This is a genomic window from Streptomyces sp. NBC_01197 (assembly GCF_036010505.1).
In the GTDB taxonomy this organism is placed as follows: domain Bacteria; phylum Actinomycetota; class Actinomycetes; order Streptomycetales; family Streptomycetaceae; genus Streptomyces.
The window spans coordinates 5,764,043-5,779,023 of sequence record NZ_CP108569.1 but is presented as its reverse complement, the minus strand read 5'-3'; the positions used below and the strand labels follow the sequence as shown (position 1 = coordinate 5,779,023).

The following is a 14,981-nucleotide window of genomic DNA, read 5'->3' as shown; positions in this document are numbered from 1 at the left end:
GGGGCCGCGCGGGGAGGGTGCCCAACGCGCCGCCCGACACCCCGAAGGGGTGGAATCCCGGCTTCCGGCGGGGATCTGACGATCCCTCCCCCTACGAGGCGGGCCGTCCGTCCGCAGGCGCAGACTAGCGTGGCGCCGTGTCCTACTTCGATGCCGCGTCCTCCGCGCCCCTGCACCCCGTCGCACGTCAGGCCCTGCAAGCCTCCCTGGACGACGGCTGGGCCGATCCCTCCAGGCTGTACCGGGAGGGGAGGCGGGCGCGGCTGCTGCTCGACGCGGCCCGCGAGGCGGCGGCCGAGGCGGTCGGGTGCCGCCCGGACGAGCTGGTGTTCAGCTCGTCCGGCACCCGGGCGGTCCACTCCGGAATTGCCGGCGCACTTTCCGGCCGTCGGCGTGTCGGCGGCCATCTGGTGGTGTCGTCGGTCGAACACTCCTCGGTACTGCATTCGGCGGCGGCCCATGAGGCGAGTGGCGGTTCGGTGACCGAAGTGCCGGTCGGCCGGACCGGGGCGGTGGCCCCAGGCACTTACGCGGCCGCGCTGACCGCCAGGACCGCGCTGGCCTGCCTGCAGTCCGCCAACCACGAGACCGGCACCGAGCAGCCGGTCGCCGAGGTCGCCGACGCGTGCCGGGCCGCCGGGGTGCCGCTGCTCGTGGACGCCGCCCAGTCGCTGGGGTGGGGGCCGGTCGAAGGGGACTGGTCGCTGCTCACCGCCAGTGCGCACAAGTGGGGCGGGCCGGCCGGGGTGGGGCTGCTCGCCGTACGGAAGGGTGTGAGGTTCGTCCCCCAAGGCCCGGCGGACGAGCGGGAGTCGGGGCGGGCCGCCGGTTTCGAGAACCTTCCGGCGATCGTGGCCGCCGCGGCCTCACTGCGGGCCGTACGGGCCGGGGCCGCGGCTGAGTCGGTACGGCTGCGCGGTCTCGTGGACCGGATCAGGGCCTCGGTGGGCGAACGGGTGACGGATGTCGAGGTGGTCGGCGACCCGGTGCGACGGCTGCCGCATCTCGTGACGTTCTCCTGTCTCTATGTCGACGGGGAGACTCTGCTGCACGAGTTGGATATGGCCGGTTTCTCCGTGTCATCCGGTTCGTCCTGTACCAGCAGCACGCTGACGCCCAGTCACGTGCTGCGGGCTATGGGGGTGCTCTCGGAGGGGAACGTGCGCGTCTCGCTGCCGCTCGGCGTGGCGGAGGCGGACGTCGACCGGTTCCTGGAGGTGCTGCCGGGCGTGGTCCGTTCCGTACGGGAGCGGCTGGGCGCTGGGGCGGGCGCCACTCAGGGGCCGGTGCGGGGTGCGGAGACGGCGCCCCCCGCGGAAGCGGAAGCAGCGGCGGCACCGGACAGGGCGGCTGCCGCGGGGCCCGGGGCCGGCCCTGCGGCGGAACTCGTCGTGGACGCGCTCGGGAAGCGCTGCCCGGTCCCGGTCATCGAGCTGGCCAAGGTGATCGGGGACGTGCCGGTGGGCGGGGTGGTGACGGTGCTCTCGGACGACGAGGCCGCGCGGCTCGATGTGCCGGCGTGGTGCGAGATGCGGGGGCAGGAGTACGAGGGGGCGCACCCGGTCGACGGGGGAACCGCCTTCCGGGTGCGCCGCGTGTCGTGAGCCGGTCGGCAGGGCCGCACCGAAGCGCGCAGGGCCGGCCTGCGGACCGGTGGGCTACTGGAGGTGGACCTGGACCTCTTCCGCCGCGTCCTGGCCGTACGCCTTGGTGAAGCGGTCCATGAAGTTGGCGCGGCGCAGGGTGTACTCCTGCGTACCCAGCGTCTCGATCACCAGCGTGGCCAGCATGCAGCCGACCTGCGCCGCGCGCTCCAGGCCGACGCCCCACGAGAGCCCGGACAGGAAGCCCGCACGGAACGCGTCGCCCACGCCCGTCGGGTCGACCTTCGCCTCCTCCTCTGCGCAGCCGACCACGATCGGGGCCTCGCCCCGGCGGTCGATCCGGACCCCCCGGGAGCCGAGCGTGGTGACCCGGTGGCCGACCCGGTCGAGAATCTCGTCCTCGGTCCAGCCGGTCTTGGACTCGATGAGCCCCTTCTCGTACTCGTTGGAGAAGAGGTACGTCGCGCCGGCGAGCAGCGTACGGATGTCCTCACCGGTCATCCGGGCGATCTGCTGCGAGAAGTCGGCCGCGAACGGGATCGAGCGGGTGCGGCACTCCTCGGTGTGGCGGAGCATCGCCTCCGGGTCGTCGGCGCCGATCAGCACCAGGTCGAGACCGCCGACGCGCTCGGCGACCGACTGGAGCTCGATCAGACGGGCCTCGCTCATCGCACCCGTGTAGAACGAGCCGATCTGGTTGTGGTCGGCGTCCGTCGTGCACACGAAGCGGGCGGTGTGCAGGACCTCGGAGATCCGGACCGACTCGGTGTCCACGCCGTTCCGGTCGAGCCAGGCGCGGTACTCCTCGAAGTCCGAGCCGGCCGCGCCGACCAGGATCGGGGCCGTACCGAGCTGGCCCATCCCGAAGCAGATGTTGGCGCCGACGCCTCCGCGCCGCACGTCGAGGTTGTCGACCAGGAAGGAGAGGGAGACCGTGTGGAGCTGATCGGCGACCAGCTGGTCGGCGAAGCGGCCGGGGAAGGTCATGAGGTGGTCGGTGGCGATGGAGCCGGTGACTGCGATACGCACGGCGAGGACTCCTGCGGATGCGGAGGAGGGAGGCTGACACCTCACGCTACCGGTTCGCGCTCCGCGGCTCGAAGGGAGGAAACTACCCGATAGTAGAGCTTTCTCCGCAGGCCGCCCCATGCCTACGGTGGGATATGCCGAACTCCATCGCGCAGCACCCCGCAGCTCCGTCCGAGCCCGAAGACCTGACCGACCTGCGCGGCCACTGCGCGCGCATGGCCCCGCACTGGGTGGTGCCGGTGAAACCCGCACCCAAGCCCGTGCCCCCGTCCCTGATCCACGGGGTCAGGGTGCCGCCCGCCTCCGCGCGGCTCATCGACGCCATGTCCGAGTACGGGGACTGAGCGGGCCCCGACTGAGCGGTCCGGACCGATCGGCCCCGACTGAACGGCCCGGCGCGGGCCGCCGAAGCAGCAGGCAGACAGCAGGGCAGACAGCAGAGGGAACCGTGCGCTCCCCCGCCTCGTCCCACCTCCGTTCCCCCGCACGGGGGAACGGAGCCACAGCAGTGGACGGCAGCGGAGTCGAAGGAGCATGCGGTGAGCAGCGAGCGACCCGAGCACGACACGGCGCGTCCCCGGCGGCGGTCCCCCGCTGTCGTCACCTCGGTGGCGGCAGCGGTGCTGCTGGCCGGAGGCGGCGGGGCCTACTGGGCGGCGACCGCGGCCGGCCACGACAACGGCGGCACGGAGACCAGCGGCGCCCCCGGCGGCACCACCGGCCCGCCTCCCCTCGCGCTGGACCAGTCGGCGCGGAGCAGCGGCTCCCCGGGCATCGCGCCGGGGGAACCCGACCCGCGGGGCCCCGTCTACCGCTCCGACGGGACCTTTCCCGCCCCGCCGAAGACGGCTCCGGTGTACCGCGCCGACGGCGCCGTCAGCGCCGCCGACGTCGCGAAGCTGGCCGGCGCGCTCGGCGTGCCGGGCACACCGCGGCTCGTGGGTACGGACTGGAAGGTGGGCCCGGCCAAGGACGGCTCCGGCCCGCTGCTCCAGGTCGCCCGACAGGCCCCCGGCACCTGGACATTCACCCGCTTCGGTAGCGGTGGCAGCGACAACTGCCCGCGCGGGAAGGCCTGTTCCACCGGCGGGACCGCCGCGGCCGGCGACGGGAAAGCCGTGAGCGAGCGGGCGGCGAAGGCCGCGGCCGCTCCGGTGCTGAAGGCCCTGGGCGAGAGTGACGCGAAGCTCGACGCCGGCCGGGTGATGGGTTCGGTGCGGGTGGTGAACGCCGACCCCAAGATCGGCGGGCTGCCCACGTACGGCTGGACGACGGGGCTGCAGATCGGAGCGGACGGCCAACTGACCGGCGGCAGCGGCCCGTTGAAGGCTCCCCTCAAGGGGGCCGAGTATCCGCTGATCAGCGCGCCCGACGCGCTGAAACGACTGAACGCGCCCCCGACCGGGGCCCCAGGCGCCGGGACCGGGGGCTGCGCGACGATGGAGCCGCTGACCGAGCGCTCGGCCGCCGACACCGGCAGCGGCAGCGGCAGTAGCAGCGGCAGTAGCTCCAGCACAGGGAGCGCGCCGTCGTCCGGGTCCTGCGCGCCGTCGTCGCCGTCGTCGCCGCCCAAGGCTCCCGGGTCCCGGCAGGTGACCGTGAGCCACGCGGAGCTGGGCCTGGCGGTGCGGCTGGCCGGAGGGCGCCAGATCCTCGTCCCGTCATGGCTGTTCGAGACACGGCCGCCCGCGGGCGCGGCCGGACCCGGAACGGTCACCGCGACGGCGGTGGCGGACCGCTATCTGGCGAAGCCGGAGCCGCCCGCGGCCGGAAACCACCCTGGTGGCTCGTACCAGACCCCGACGGCCTACCACGCCGACGGACGGACCCTGACCCTGCGCATCACGGGTCGGATGTGCGGCCGGTACGGCGTACGGACCACCGAGAACAAGGACACGGTACGGGTGGCACTGACCGCGCCGAGCCCCAAGCCCGGGACGGTCTGCCCCGACATCATCGGCCAGGTGACGCAGAAGGTGGTGCTGGACCAGCCGCTGGGGAGCCGGCAGGTCGTCAACGCGGCGAACGGCGACCCGGTACCCCGGATGTGAGACGAGCCCCCTGCCGCAGAGGCGATCCGGCAGAGGTGAGACGACAGAGGCGGCGGCCCCGGATGTCCGGGACCGCCGCCTCTGGCCGTCTTGCCGAAAGGCCCAGCCGAAGGGTCAGCTGAACGAGTCGCCGCAGGCGCAGGAGCCGGTGGCGTTCGGGTTGTCGATCGTGAAGCCCTGCTTCTCGATGGTGTCCACGAAGTCGACGGAGGCGCCGCCCAGGTACGGGGCGCTCATCCGGTCGGTGACGACCTTGACTCCACCGAAGTCCTTGACCACATCGCCGTCGAGCGAGCGCTCGTCGAAGAAGAGCTGGTAGCGGAGGCCCGAGCAGCCGCCGGGCTGGACGGCGACGCGGAGCGCGAGGTCGTCACGGCCTTCCTGGTCGAGCAGGGCCTTGACCTTGGACGCGGCGGCGTCGGACAGGAGGATGCCGTCGCTCACCGTGGTCTTCTCGTCCGATACGGACATCTGCTTCACTCCCGGGATGGGTCTCCCCGCCGAGGCAGGGAAGTACGGACTGCTTGCCGACCATTGCAACCGGCAGGGCCACGGATTCATTCCGGGCCGGGCACTTCTTTGCCCCTTCATGCTCGCACACCCCTTCCGTCGCGTCACAGAACCGGGCGTCCAGGGATACGTCACACTGACGAGATTGGCATCGTCAATCTGACGTGAAGCGGCTATGATAAATAGCGTCATTTAGACGAGAAGGCCCCGGTGTCCGCACCGGCTCCACCGGAGCGGCACAAGCCGCACGTGTTTCTTGAGAAGAAAGGGTGCGTGTCGTGACCACCGCCCAGCCCCGTCAGGATCTCGATGTACAGCCCTCGCCGCTCGCGCTGCTGCTGCTCGGCCGGGAGGCCGACCCGAAGAGCGAGCGCGGTGTGGAGTGCCCGGGCGACCTGCCCTCTCCGTCCGACCCGGACCTGGTGGAGCGCGCCCGCGTGGCCAAGGAGAAGCTCGGGGACAAGGTCTTCGTGCTCGGCCACCACTACCAGCGCGACGAGGTCATCCAGTTCGCCGACGTGACCGGCGACTCCTTCAAGCTCGCCCGCGACGCGGCCGCCAGGCCGGAGGCCGAGTACATCGTCTTCTGCGGCGTGCACTTCATGGCCGAGTCTGCGGACATCCTGACCACCGACGACCAGAAGGTCGTGCTCCCCGACCTGGCGGCGGGCTGTTCGATGGCCGACATGGCCACCGCCGAGCAGGTCGCCGAGTGCTGGGACGTGCTGACCGACGCCGGCGTCGCCGACCGGGTCGTGCCCGTCTCGTACATGAACTCGTCCGCCGACATCAAGGCCTTCACCGGTCGGCACAGCGGCACCATCTGTACGTCGTCGAACGCGAAGCGCGCCCTGGAGTGGGCCTTCGACCAGGGCGAGCAGGTCCTCTTCCTCCCCGACCAGCACCTGGGCCGCAACACCGCGGTACGGGACCTGGGGATGTCGCTGGACGACTGCGTCCTCTACAACCCGCACAAGCCGAACGGCGGCCTCACCGCCGAGCAGCTGCGCGGCGCGAAGATGATCCTGTGGCGCGGGCACTGCTCGGTGCACGGGCGGTTCTCGCTGGACTCGGTGAACGACGTCCGCGAGCGGATACCCGGCGTACGGGTGCTGGTGCACCCCGAGTGCAAGCACGAGGTCGTCTCGGCGGCGGACGAGGTGGGCTCGACCGAGTACATCATCAAGGCGCTCGACGCGGCGCCCGCCGGTTCGAAGTGGGCGATCGGGACCGAGCTCAACCTGGTGCGCCGGGTGGCCAACGCGCACCCGGACAAGGAGATCGTCTTCCTCGACAAGACGGTGTGCTTCTGCTCGACGATGAACCGGATCGATCTGCCGCATCTGGTGTGGACGCTGGAGTCGCTGGCGGAGGGGAACCTCGTGAACCGGATCGAGGTCGATCCGGAGACCGAGAAGTACGCGAAGCTGGCGCTCGAGCGGATGCTGGCGCTGCCATAGGGGTTGCCTGCGGCGTGGCCGCAGAAGGCCCGGTCCACTGTTGGAGGTCGGTGTACCGGGCTCCCAGCGGGGCCGCCTGACGCCAACCGCCCCGCCGTCAGCCGGCGTTCCCGCCGCTCTCCAGCCGCCGGCCCCGGCTCTCCGCGATCCGCAGGGTGTCCCCCAGCGACTCGGCGAGCCGGGTGCCCGCGAACCGTAGCTCCCGCTCCCCCACCACGGTCTCCGCCAACAGCTCCCGGGCCTGCTCCAGTACGTACTCGGCCGAGGCGATCATCTCGGTCTCCAGTTCGTCGGCCACCCGGGAGAGGTGGCTGTCCGGGTTCGCCGTGCTCAGCCAGCACGGGCCGCCGCGCTCGTTGGTCCACGGGAGCAGTCGCAGGGCCCGGCCCTGTCCGTCGAACATCATGTCGGTCGCTACCTCCGGAGCTGACCCTCTGGCGCACCGCGCAAGAGGGTGGTTACGGTGTGTGCCGCAATCGTCGCCCTGGGGAACTCCACCTCAACAGGGCGCCGCTGTCCCGGCCTTGGGAACGGGACACACGAAAGGCACGCACCGTGACGTTCAAGCCCCAGCCGCTCACCCCTTATCTCTCCGCCCGCCACTACTTCGGCTCCGAGCAGCGCCGTCACCGCGAGCGGGCCGGCCTGTCGCTCGTACAGCTCGCGGGCATCGTGAACTCCAGCAAGAGCACGCTGGCCCGGATCGAGACGGCTGACCTGATGCCGCCACCGGACATCCCCAGCCGGCTGGACATGGCCTTCGGGACGGACGACCACTTCCACGGGCTGTACGAGCTGGCCCGGCGGGAGATCCATCCCGACCAGTACCAGCGGTACATGGACTTCGAGTTCCGGTCCGAGGTGATAGAGCAGTACGGCGCGCAGGCACTGCCAGGCCTGTTCCAGATCGAGGAGTACGCACGGGAGTTGCTCCGTTGCCAGGAGGACCTGAGCGCCGAACAGGTCGAGGAACGCGTCACCGCACGCATGTCGCGGCAGGAACGCCAGCGTTCGGAGGACCCACCGTTCCGGTGGGCGATCATCGATGAGGCCGTGCTGCGACGACAGGTGGGCGGGCCTGCCTGTATGCGTGAGCAACTGGCTTCGCTGCTGGAGCAGGTGGATACTCCGAACAGTAAAGTTCAGGTGATGCCGTTCAGTGCGGGGCCACACTCGCTCTTGGGTGGCGCGCTGACTCTGCTGGCCCTGCCCGACGGCACTTCGGTGGCGTACGAGGAGGGCATCCAGGCCGGTCATCTCTACGAGGACCCGGCCGCGGTGAAGAAGTGGCGACGCCAGTACGAGGTACTGCGCGCCAACTCCCTCCCCCTGGCCGAGTCGGCGGAACTGATCCGGACCACGATGGAGGACTACCGACCATGACCCACTCCCCCGAGTTGGGCACCGCCCACTGGCGCCGCAGCAGCTACAGCAACACCAACGGGGGCGAATGCGTCGAGATCACCGACGATTTCCCCGGCATCGTCCCCGTACGCGACAGCAAGAACCCCACCGGCCCGGCACTCATCGTCCAGGCCGCAGCCTGGGGTTCGTTCGTCTCCTCGCTCAAGCAGCAGTAGCGCTCAAGCAGCAAGCGGGAACCCGGAGGGGCCTGTCCCACCCGCTCGTGTGGGACAGGCCCCTCGTCATGCCAGGGCGGTCAGACGTTCGCCGGCTCCGGCTCGTCCGACGGCGACTCGGCACCCGTGGGAGCCGTATCGCCCGACTTCTTCTCGCGCTTGGCCGCCTTCTTCACCGAGCGGCGCTCCTTGCGGAGCTCCACCAGCGCGTAGAGCGTCGGCACGAGCAGCAGCGTCAGCAGCGTCGAGGTGATCAGACCGCCGATCACCACCACCGCCAGGGGCTGCGAGATGAAGCCGCCCTCGCCGGTGACGCCGAGCGCCATCGGGAGCAGCGCGAAGATCGTCGCCAGTGCGGTCATCAGGATCGGCCGCAGACGGTGCCTGCCGCCCTCCATGACCGCCTCGACCACGCCGAGGCCCTGCGAGCGGTACTGGTTGATCAGGTCGATCAGCACGATCGCGTTGGTGACCACGATGCCGATGAGCATCAGCATGCCGATCATCGCCGGGACGCCCATCGGGGTGCCGGTGGCGAGCAGCAGGCCGATGGCGCCGGTGGCCGCGAACGGGATCGAGACCAGCAGGATCAGCGGCTGGACCAGCGAGCGGAACGTCGCCACCAGCAGCATGAAGACGATCGCGACGGCGGCCAGCATGGCCAGCGCCAGGTTCTTGAACGCGTCGCTCTGGTCGGAGGAGACACCGCCGATCTGGACGGTCGCACCGCTGGGCAGCGTCTTCTCGACGTCCTTGATCCTGGACTGGAGCGCGGTGGTGACCGCGCCCGTGTTGTCACCGGTCGGCTTCGCCGTGATCGTCGCGGCGCGGGCGCCGTCGATGCGGGTCATCGAGACCGGCCCCGGGACCAGCTCGACCGTGGCGATGTCGCCGAGCTTGACCGCGCCGAGGCTGAGGTTCCTCAGCTGGGCGAGGGTGGTGGCCGGCTGCGCCGACTTCACGACGACGTCCCGCTCGGTGTCGTCCAGGATCGCCTTGCCCGACGTGGTGCCCTGGACCGCCTGGCCGACGGCCGCGCCCAGCGTCGTCTCGTTGAAGCCCGCCGCGGCCGCCTTGTCGTTGGTCTTCACCGAGATGCGCGGCACGCTCTGCGAGAGGTCGCTCTGCACGTCCTTGACGTGGTCGAGCTCGGCCACAGCGGCCCGTACCTGCTCGGACGCCTTCTTGAGGGTGTCGCCGTCGCCGGCCTTGACCACGACGCTGAGGTCCTGGTTGCCGAAGCCGCCGCCGCTGCCGACACTGGCGTCGCCGATGCCGTGCAGCTTGGCCAGGCCCTTCTCGATACGGTCCTGGGTCGCGTCGTAGTCCGACGCGTTCTTCAGGGTCACCTGGTACGAGGCCTGGTTGGCGCCCGTACCTCCGCCGAAGGCAGCGGCGAAGCCGGAGGAGCCGACCGTGACCTGGTAGTCCTTGATCGTGTCGATGCCGTCAAGCACCTTCTCGACCTTCTTGGCCGCGGTGTCGGCGGCCTGCAGGCTGGTGCCCGGGGCGAGCTTCTGGGTGAGCGACAGGGTGTCCTGGTCGCCCTGGTCGAAGAAGTTGGTCTTGAGCAGCGGGGCCATGCCGAAGGTGGCGATGAGCACCACGGCCGCGATGACCAGGCTGGTGATACGGCGCCGGGTCGCGAAGCGCAGCACCGGGACGTAGAAGCGCTGCAGACGGCTGCGCTCCTCCTTCTCCTCGGCCCTGCGGCGCAGCTCCTGCGGGTCGGCACCGGCCGAGCCCTTGGGGGCGCGCAGGAACCAGTACGAGAAGACCGGGACCACAGTCAGCGAGACCAGCAGCGAGGCGAGCAGCGCCGCGGTGATCGTGATGGAGAACGAGCCGAAGAGCTGGCCCACCATGCCGCCGACGAGGCCGATCGGCAGGAAGACCGCCACGGTGGTCAGCGTGGAGGAGGTGACCGCGCCCGCGACCTCCCGGACCGCGCTGATGATCGCCGTCCGGCGCTCCTCGCCGTAGCTCAGGTGCCGCTTGATGTTCTCCAGGACGACGATCGAGTCGTCGACCACCCGGCCGATCGCGATGGTCAGCGCGCCGAGGGTGAGCATGTTGAGCGAGAGGTCGCGGGTCCACAGCACGATCAGCGCCAGGAGCACCGAGAGCGGGATGGAGAGCGCGGTGACCAGGGTGGAGCGCAGCGACGCCAGGAAGACCAGGATGACGATCACGGCGAAGAGGAGGCCGAGCGCGCCCTCGGTGGTGAGGCCGGAGATGGACTTCGAGACGGACGGGCCCTGGTCGAAGATGACCTTCAGATCGCTGCCGGAGCCGAGGGTCCTGCGCAGCTCGGGGAGCTTGTCCTTGACCGCGTCGGAGATGGCGACGGCGCTGCCGTCCTGGTCCATCGTCAGCGAGAGGGAGAGGCTGGGCTTTCCGTCCGTACGGGTGATGGAGACCGCGCTCGCGGGCTGCTCGGCGACCTTGGCGATGTCACCGAGGCGGACCGGCTTCGGGGCCTGGCGGCCCGTGGACACACCGCCCGGCGCGGGCTGACCGGTGACGCGCAGGTCCTCGATCTGCTTCAGCGAGGTGTAGCCGCCGCCGACCTGGACCGTGCGGCTCTTGCCGTCCTCGGAGAAGGACCCGGCCGGGAGCGTGGCGCCGCCCGCCTGGAGAGCCTGGCTGAGCGTCGCCGCGTTCAGTCCGGCGCCGGCCAGCTTCTTGACGTCGGGGGTGACGGTGACCTGGAGGTCCCGCACGCCGTCGACGCTGACCTGGCCGACGCCGTCGATGTTCTGCAGAACCGGGACGACCGAACGGTCGAGCTGGTCGGAGAGCGCCTGCTGGTCCTTGTTGGAGGTGACGGCGAGGACGACCGTCGGGATGTCGTCGGTCGAACCGGCGACGACCTGCGGGTCGACCGAGTCGGGGATCTTCACCCGGGCCCGGTTCACGGCCTGCTGGACATCGGCGACGAGCTGCTTGGTGCCGTTGCCGTAGTCGAACTGGGCCATGATCACGGCGTTGCCCTCGCTCGCCGTGGAGGTCACGCCCTTGATGCCGTCGACAGCCTTGATCGTGTCTTCGAGCGGCTCGACGACCTGCTTCTCGACCACGTCGGGGGACGCGCCCTGGTACGGGGCGAGCACCGACACCATCGGCAGTTCGATGGTGGGCAGCAGCTGCTGCTTGAGCTGCGGTATCGCGATCGCACCGAAGACGACGGCGACGATCGATATCAGCCCGATCAGGGCCCGTTGCGCGAGGCTGAATCTGGACAGCCAGGACATGGGGTCTCTCTTCTGTGGCGTACGAGGCAGGTGGAGCCGGAGGAATGGCTGAGGGTGTGCGGGGGTACGAGGGGAGGGACACGTATGACCCACGTCTACCTTCAGCTATCCGGCAGGCCGGATTCGTCGCTCCCAGGTGCCCTACTTATCCGGCGCATACAGCAGCTGGAGTATGCCGCCGCTACGCCCTTGGGTGGACCAGGCCCGATTCGTAGGCGATTACCACCAATTGGGCCCGATCGCGGGCCCCGAGCTTCGCCATCGCCCGGTTCACATGGGTCTTGACGGTGAGCGGGCTGACGGACAGCCGCTCGGCGATCTCGTCGTTGGAGTGGCCGCCGCCGACCTGGACGAGGACCTCCCGCTCGCGGACGGTGAGCGCGGCGAGCCGCCCCGCGTACGCCTCGGGGCCCGATCCGTCCGAACTGCCGCCCTGGGCAAGGAAACGCGCGATGAGCCCCTTGGTTGCCACCGGGGAGAGCAGCGCCTCCCCCGCCGCCGCGATACGGATCGCGTTGAGCAGCTCCTCCGGCTCCGCGCCCTTGCCGAGGAAGCCGGAAGCGCCGGCCCGCAGCGACTGGACCACGTACTCGTCCACCTCGAAGGTCGTGAGCATCACCACGTGCACCGCGGTGAGTTCGGGGTCGGTGCTGATCATGCGGGTGGCGGCGAGTCCGTCCGTGCCGGGCATCCGGATGTCCATCAGCACCACATCGGGGGCCTCCGAGCGGGCGAGGGCCACCGCCTCCGCGCCGTCCGCCGCCTCCCCGACGACCTCCATGTCGGGCTCCGAGTCCACCAGCACCCGGAACGCGCTGCGCAGCAGCGTCTGGTCGTCGGCGAGCAACACCCTGATCGTCATACGTCCTCCCCCGCTCCGGCCGTGACCGGCAGTATCGCCTGTACGCGGAAGCCGCCGCCGTAGCGGGGCCCCGCCGAGCAGGAGCCCCGCAGCGCGGCCGCCCGCTCGCGCATCCCGGTCAGGCCGTGGCCCCCGCCGTCCGCCGCCCCGCCATGCCCGGCACTCTCCGGCCCGGCCTCCGCGCCCTGTCCCGCGCCGTCGTCGAGGACGGTGACCTCCACGGCCGGTCCCACCCGCACCACGCTGACCTCGGCCCGCGCGCCGGGCCCCGCGTGCTTGCGCACATTGGTCAGCGCCTCCTGGATGATCCGGTAGGCGGCCAGGTCGACGGCGGCGGGCATGGTGGTCTGCTCGGGGTTGCAGGCCACCTCCACCGGGAGTCCGGCGTTACGGAAGGTGTCGACCAGCTCGTCGAGCACCGCGAGTCCCGGCGCCGGTTCGGTGGGTGCCTCGGGGTCGCCGGACTGGCGCAGCAGGCCGACGGTGGCGCGCAGTTCGTTCAGCGCGGAGCGACTGGCCTCCCGTACGTGGGCGAGTGCCTCCTTGGCCTGGTCGGGGCGCTTGTCCATGACGTGGGCCGCCACCCCGGCCTGGACGTTGACCAGGGCGATGTGGTGGGCGACGACGTCGTGGAGGTCACGGGCGATCCGCAGCCGCTCCTCGGCGACCCGGCGTCTGGCCTCCTCGTCGCGGGTGCGTTCCGCCCGCTCGGCCCGCTCCCGGATGGCGTCGACGAAGGCGCGGCGGCTGCGTACGGCGTCGCCCGCCGCCGACGCCATTCCGGTCCACGCGAAGATCCCGAGGTTCTCCTGCGAGTACCAGGGGGTCCGGCTGAAGCACATCGCCGACGCCGTCAGCACCGCCATGGTGAGCAGCCCGACCCGCCAGGTGGTGGGGCGGTCGGTGCGGGAGGCGACCGTGTAGAGCGCGATGACCGCGCTCATCGCCACCGGCGCCGGCGGCTCCCCCGCGATCAGCTCGACCATGGTGACCGCGCCGGTCACCGCGAGCACGGACACCGGGCTGCGGCGCCGCAGCACCAGGGCGGCGGCGCCGACCAGCATCAGGACGACGCTGCGCAGCTCCGGGCTCCTGGTGCCGAAGGTCGGGCCGTCGGGGCCGCCGGTGGAGGCGAACGAACCGGTGATCATGCAGACGAGCACGGCCAGGGCCAGCACGGCGTCGAGGGCCGTCGGATGGGCGCGCAGCCAGCCGCGGGCCCGGGCGTAGCGGGTGGCAGCTTTCGACGGTGGTGTCACGTCGAGCAACGGTACGGCGTGCCGCAGCGTGGTCGGGCCGCCCAGCGGCGCGTGCTGTCTCCGCCGGACAGCACGGCGCCCCGCCCTGTTCCGTCCCCCGACTGGAGGGGCGGAACGGGACGGGGCGCCGGACGGAAAGTCGCCGGAGGAGTCCGGACGGGCCGTGGAGCGGCTCAGCCCGGGATCAGACCGTCGTCGTTGAGCATGTCCCTGACGTCCGCCAGGGTCGCTTCGGCGGGCGGCAGGATCAGCTCGGATGGGGCCAGGGAGTCGTCAGGGAGCGGCGTTCCCAGGTCCCGGACCTTGTCGAGCAGGGCGTGGAGTGTGCGACGGAAACCTGCTTCGTCGCCGCCCTGCACCTCGACGAGCAGGTCGTCGTCCAGCTTGTTGAGCTCCGTGAGGTGGCTGTCGGCCAGCTCCATCTGACCTTCACCCATGATCCGTACGATCATGACGCGTCCCTACTGCTTGTCCAGATTCGGATGGGGCCTGTCCTGCGGCTCACTGCCTTCGATGGCCTGCTGGGACGCGGAGGACCCGCCTGCCAGCTCGGCCTTCATGCGCTGCAGTTCCAGCTCCACATCCGTACCACCGGAGATCCGGTCCAGCTCGGCGGAGATGTCGTCCTTGCCCATGCCGGACTGGTCGTCCAGAGCGCCCGATGCGAGCAGCTCGTCGATCGCACCCGCCCTGGCCTGCAGCTGGGCCGTCTTGTCCTCGGCCCGCGCGATGGCCTGGCCGACGTCGCCCATCTCCTCGGAGATGCCCGAGAAGGACTCGGCGATCCGGGTCTGCGCCTGGGCCGCCGTGTAGGTGGCCTTGATGGTCTCCTTCTTCGTACGGAAGGCGTCGACCTTGGCCTGCAGACGCTGGGCGGCGAGAGTGAGCTTCTCCTCCTCGCCCTGCAGCGTCTGGTGCTGCGTCTCCAGGTCGGTGACCTGCTGCTGCAGCGCCGCACGGCGCGACAGCGCCTCCCGGGCCAGGTCCTCTCGGCCCAGCGCGAGGGCCTTGCGTCCCTGGTCCTCCAGCTTGGTGGACTGCCCCTGCAGCTGGTTCAGCTGCAGTTCGAGACGCTTGCGCGAGGTCGCCACGTCGGCGACCCCACGGCGTACCTTCTGAAGCAGTTCGAGCTGCTTCTGGTACGAGTAATCAAGGGTCTCGCGCGGATCCTCGGCCCGGTCCAGGGCCTTGTTGGCCTTCGCGCGGAAGATCATTCCCATACGCTTCATGACACCGCTCATGGGCTTCGCGCGCCCCCTTCTGACGGACTTCAGCTCCAGCACTTGAACCCACACTACGGGGCCTACATCCATTACCGCACTGTTCGGGAGCGGATGCGCTCCTCCTCCAGGACGAGCTGAGGCGGTTCCAC

The 14,981-nt window shown here is 70.7% G+C and carries 14 protein-coding genes; 6 read left to right on the top strand and 8 right to left on the bottom strand.

Features of this window, described 5'->3' with window-relative positions:
- Positions 1–137: 137 nt before the first annotated feature.
- On the top strand, positions 138–1,604 hold the full coding sequence (locus OG452_RS26585) for a cysteine desulfurase/sulfurtransferase TusA family protein (protein ID WP_327298090.1): 1,467 nt from the start codon (positions 138–140) through the stop codon (positions 1,602–1,604).
- A gap of 54 nt (positions 1,605–1,658) precedes the next feature.
- Here the strand turns inward: OG452_RS26585 and OG452_RS26580 are convergent, their stop codons facing one another.
- The gene (locus tag OG452_RS26580; RefSeq protein WP_327298089.1) at positions 1,659–2,633 is read right to left on the bottom strand and encodes a carbohydrate kinase family protein; all 975 of its coding nucleotides are present in this window, start codon (positions 2,631–2,633) and stop codon (positions 1,659–1,661) included.
- Between the two features lie 134 nt (positions 2,634–2,767).
- Between OG452_RS26580 and OG452_RS26575 the strand changes: the two genes are divergently transcribed.
- Both OG452_RS26575 and OG452_RS26570 read left to right on the top strand, forming a co-directional pair.
- Positions 2,768–2,977: a hypothetical protein gene (locus OG452_RS26575; RefSeq protein WP_327298088.1), complete on the top strand. Its 210-nt coding sequence runs from the start codon at positions 2,768–2,770 to the stop codon at positions 2,975–2,977.
- Between the two features lie 195 nt (positions 2,978–3,172).
- A complete protein-coding gene (locus OG452_RS26570; protein WP_327298087.1) occupies positions 3,173–4,684 on the top strand; it encodes a hypothetical protein in 1,512 nt (503 codons plus the stop codon).
- 114 nt (positions 4,685–4,798) lie between these two features.
- Here OG452_RS26570 and OG452_RS26565 read toward each other — a convergent pair whose 3' ends face one another.
- Positions 4,799–5,155, bottom strand: a complete 357-nt coding sequence (locus OG452_RS26565) for a HesB/IscA family protein (RefSeq protein WP_164264231.1) — start codon at positions 5,153–5,155, stop codon at positions 4,799–4,801.
- Positions 5,156–5,463: 308 nt separating this feature from the next.
- On the opposite strand from OG452_RS26565, the gene nadA reads away from it, so the two are divergent.
- A complete protein-coding gene (gene nadA / locus OG452_RS26560; RefSeq protein WP_327298086.1) occupies positions 5,464–6,654 on the top strand; it encodes a quinolinate synthase NadA in 1,191 nt (396 codons plus the stop codon).
- Between the two features lie 97 nt (positions 6,655–6,751).
- On the opposite strand, the gene OG452_RS26555 is transcribed toward nadA, so the two are convergent.
- The gene (locus tag OG452_RS26555) at positions 6,752–7,060 is read right to left on the bottom strand and encodes a hypothetical protein (protein WP_327298085.1); all 309 of its coding nucleotides are present in this window, start codon (positions 7,058–7,060) and stop codon (positions 6,752–6,754) included.
- 149 nt (positions 7,061–7,209) lie between these two features.
- On the opposite strand from OG452_RS26555, the gene OG452_RS26550 reads away from it, so the two are divergent.
- Complete coding sequence (locus OG452_RS26550; protein ID WP_327298084.1) at positions 7,210–8,037, top strand: helix-turn-helix domain-containing protein; 828 nt, start codon at positions 7,210–7,212, stop codon at positions 8,035–8,037.
- Positions 8,034–8,234: a DUF397 domain-containing protein gene (locus OG452_RS26545; protein ID WP_327298083.1), complete on the top strand. Its 201-nt coding sequence runs from the start codon at positions 8,034–8,036 to the stop codon at positions 8,232–8,234. The genes OG452_RS26550 and OG452_RS26545 overlap by 4 nt, the downstream gene beginning before the upstream one ends.
- An 80-nt stretch (positions 8,235–8,314) precedes the next feature.
- Here the strand turns inward: OG452_RS26545 and OG452_RS26540 are convergent, their stop codons facing one another.
- The 5 genes from OG452_RS26540 to OG452_RS26520 form a co-directional block, all read right to left on the bottom strand.
- Positions 8,315–11,488 carry an efflux RND transporter permease subunit gene (locus tag OG452_RS26540; RefSeq protein ID WP_327298082.1) on the bottom strand — a complete coding sequence of 1,058 codons (3,174 nt, stop codon included), beginning with the start codon at positions 11,486–11,488 and terminating at the stop codon, positions 8,315–8,317.
- A 181-nt stretch (positions 11,489–11,669) separates the two neighbouring features.
- Positions 11,670–12,350 (bottom strand): response regulator transcription factor, encoded by a 681-nt coding sequence (locus OG452_RS26535; protein ID WP_327298081.1) that lies wholly within the window; start codon positions 12,348–12,350, stop codon positions 11,670–11,672.
- The gene (locus OG452_RS26530) at positions 12,347–13,609 is read right to left on the bottom strand and encodes a sensor histidine kinase (RefSeq protein WP_327298080.1); all 1,263 of its coding nucleotides are present in this window, start codon (positions 13,607–13,609) and stop codon (positions 12,347–12,349) included. Before OG452_RS26530 ends, OG452_RS26535 begins: the two co-directional genes overlap by 4 nt.
- 173 nt (positions 13,610–13,782) lie before the next feature.
- Positions 13,783–14,061 carry a PspA-associated protein PspAA gene (pspAA, locus tag OG452_RS26525; RefSeq protein WP_327298079.1) on the bottom strand — a complete coding sequence of 93 codons (279 nt, stop codon included), beginning with the start codon at positions 14,059–14,061 and terminating at the stop codon, positions 13,783–13,785.
- 9 nt (positions 14,062–14,070) lie between these two features.
- The gene (locus OG452_RS26520) at positions 14,071–14,850 is read right to left on the bottom strand and encodes a PspA/IM30 family protein (RefSeq protein WP_371538648.1); all 780 of its coding nucleotides are present in this window, start codon (positions 14,848–14,850) and stop codon (positions 14,071–14,073) included.
- Between the last annotated feature and the right edge of the window lie 131 nt (positions 14,851–14,981).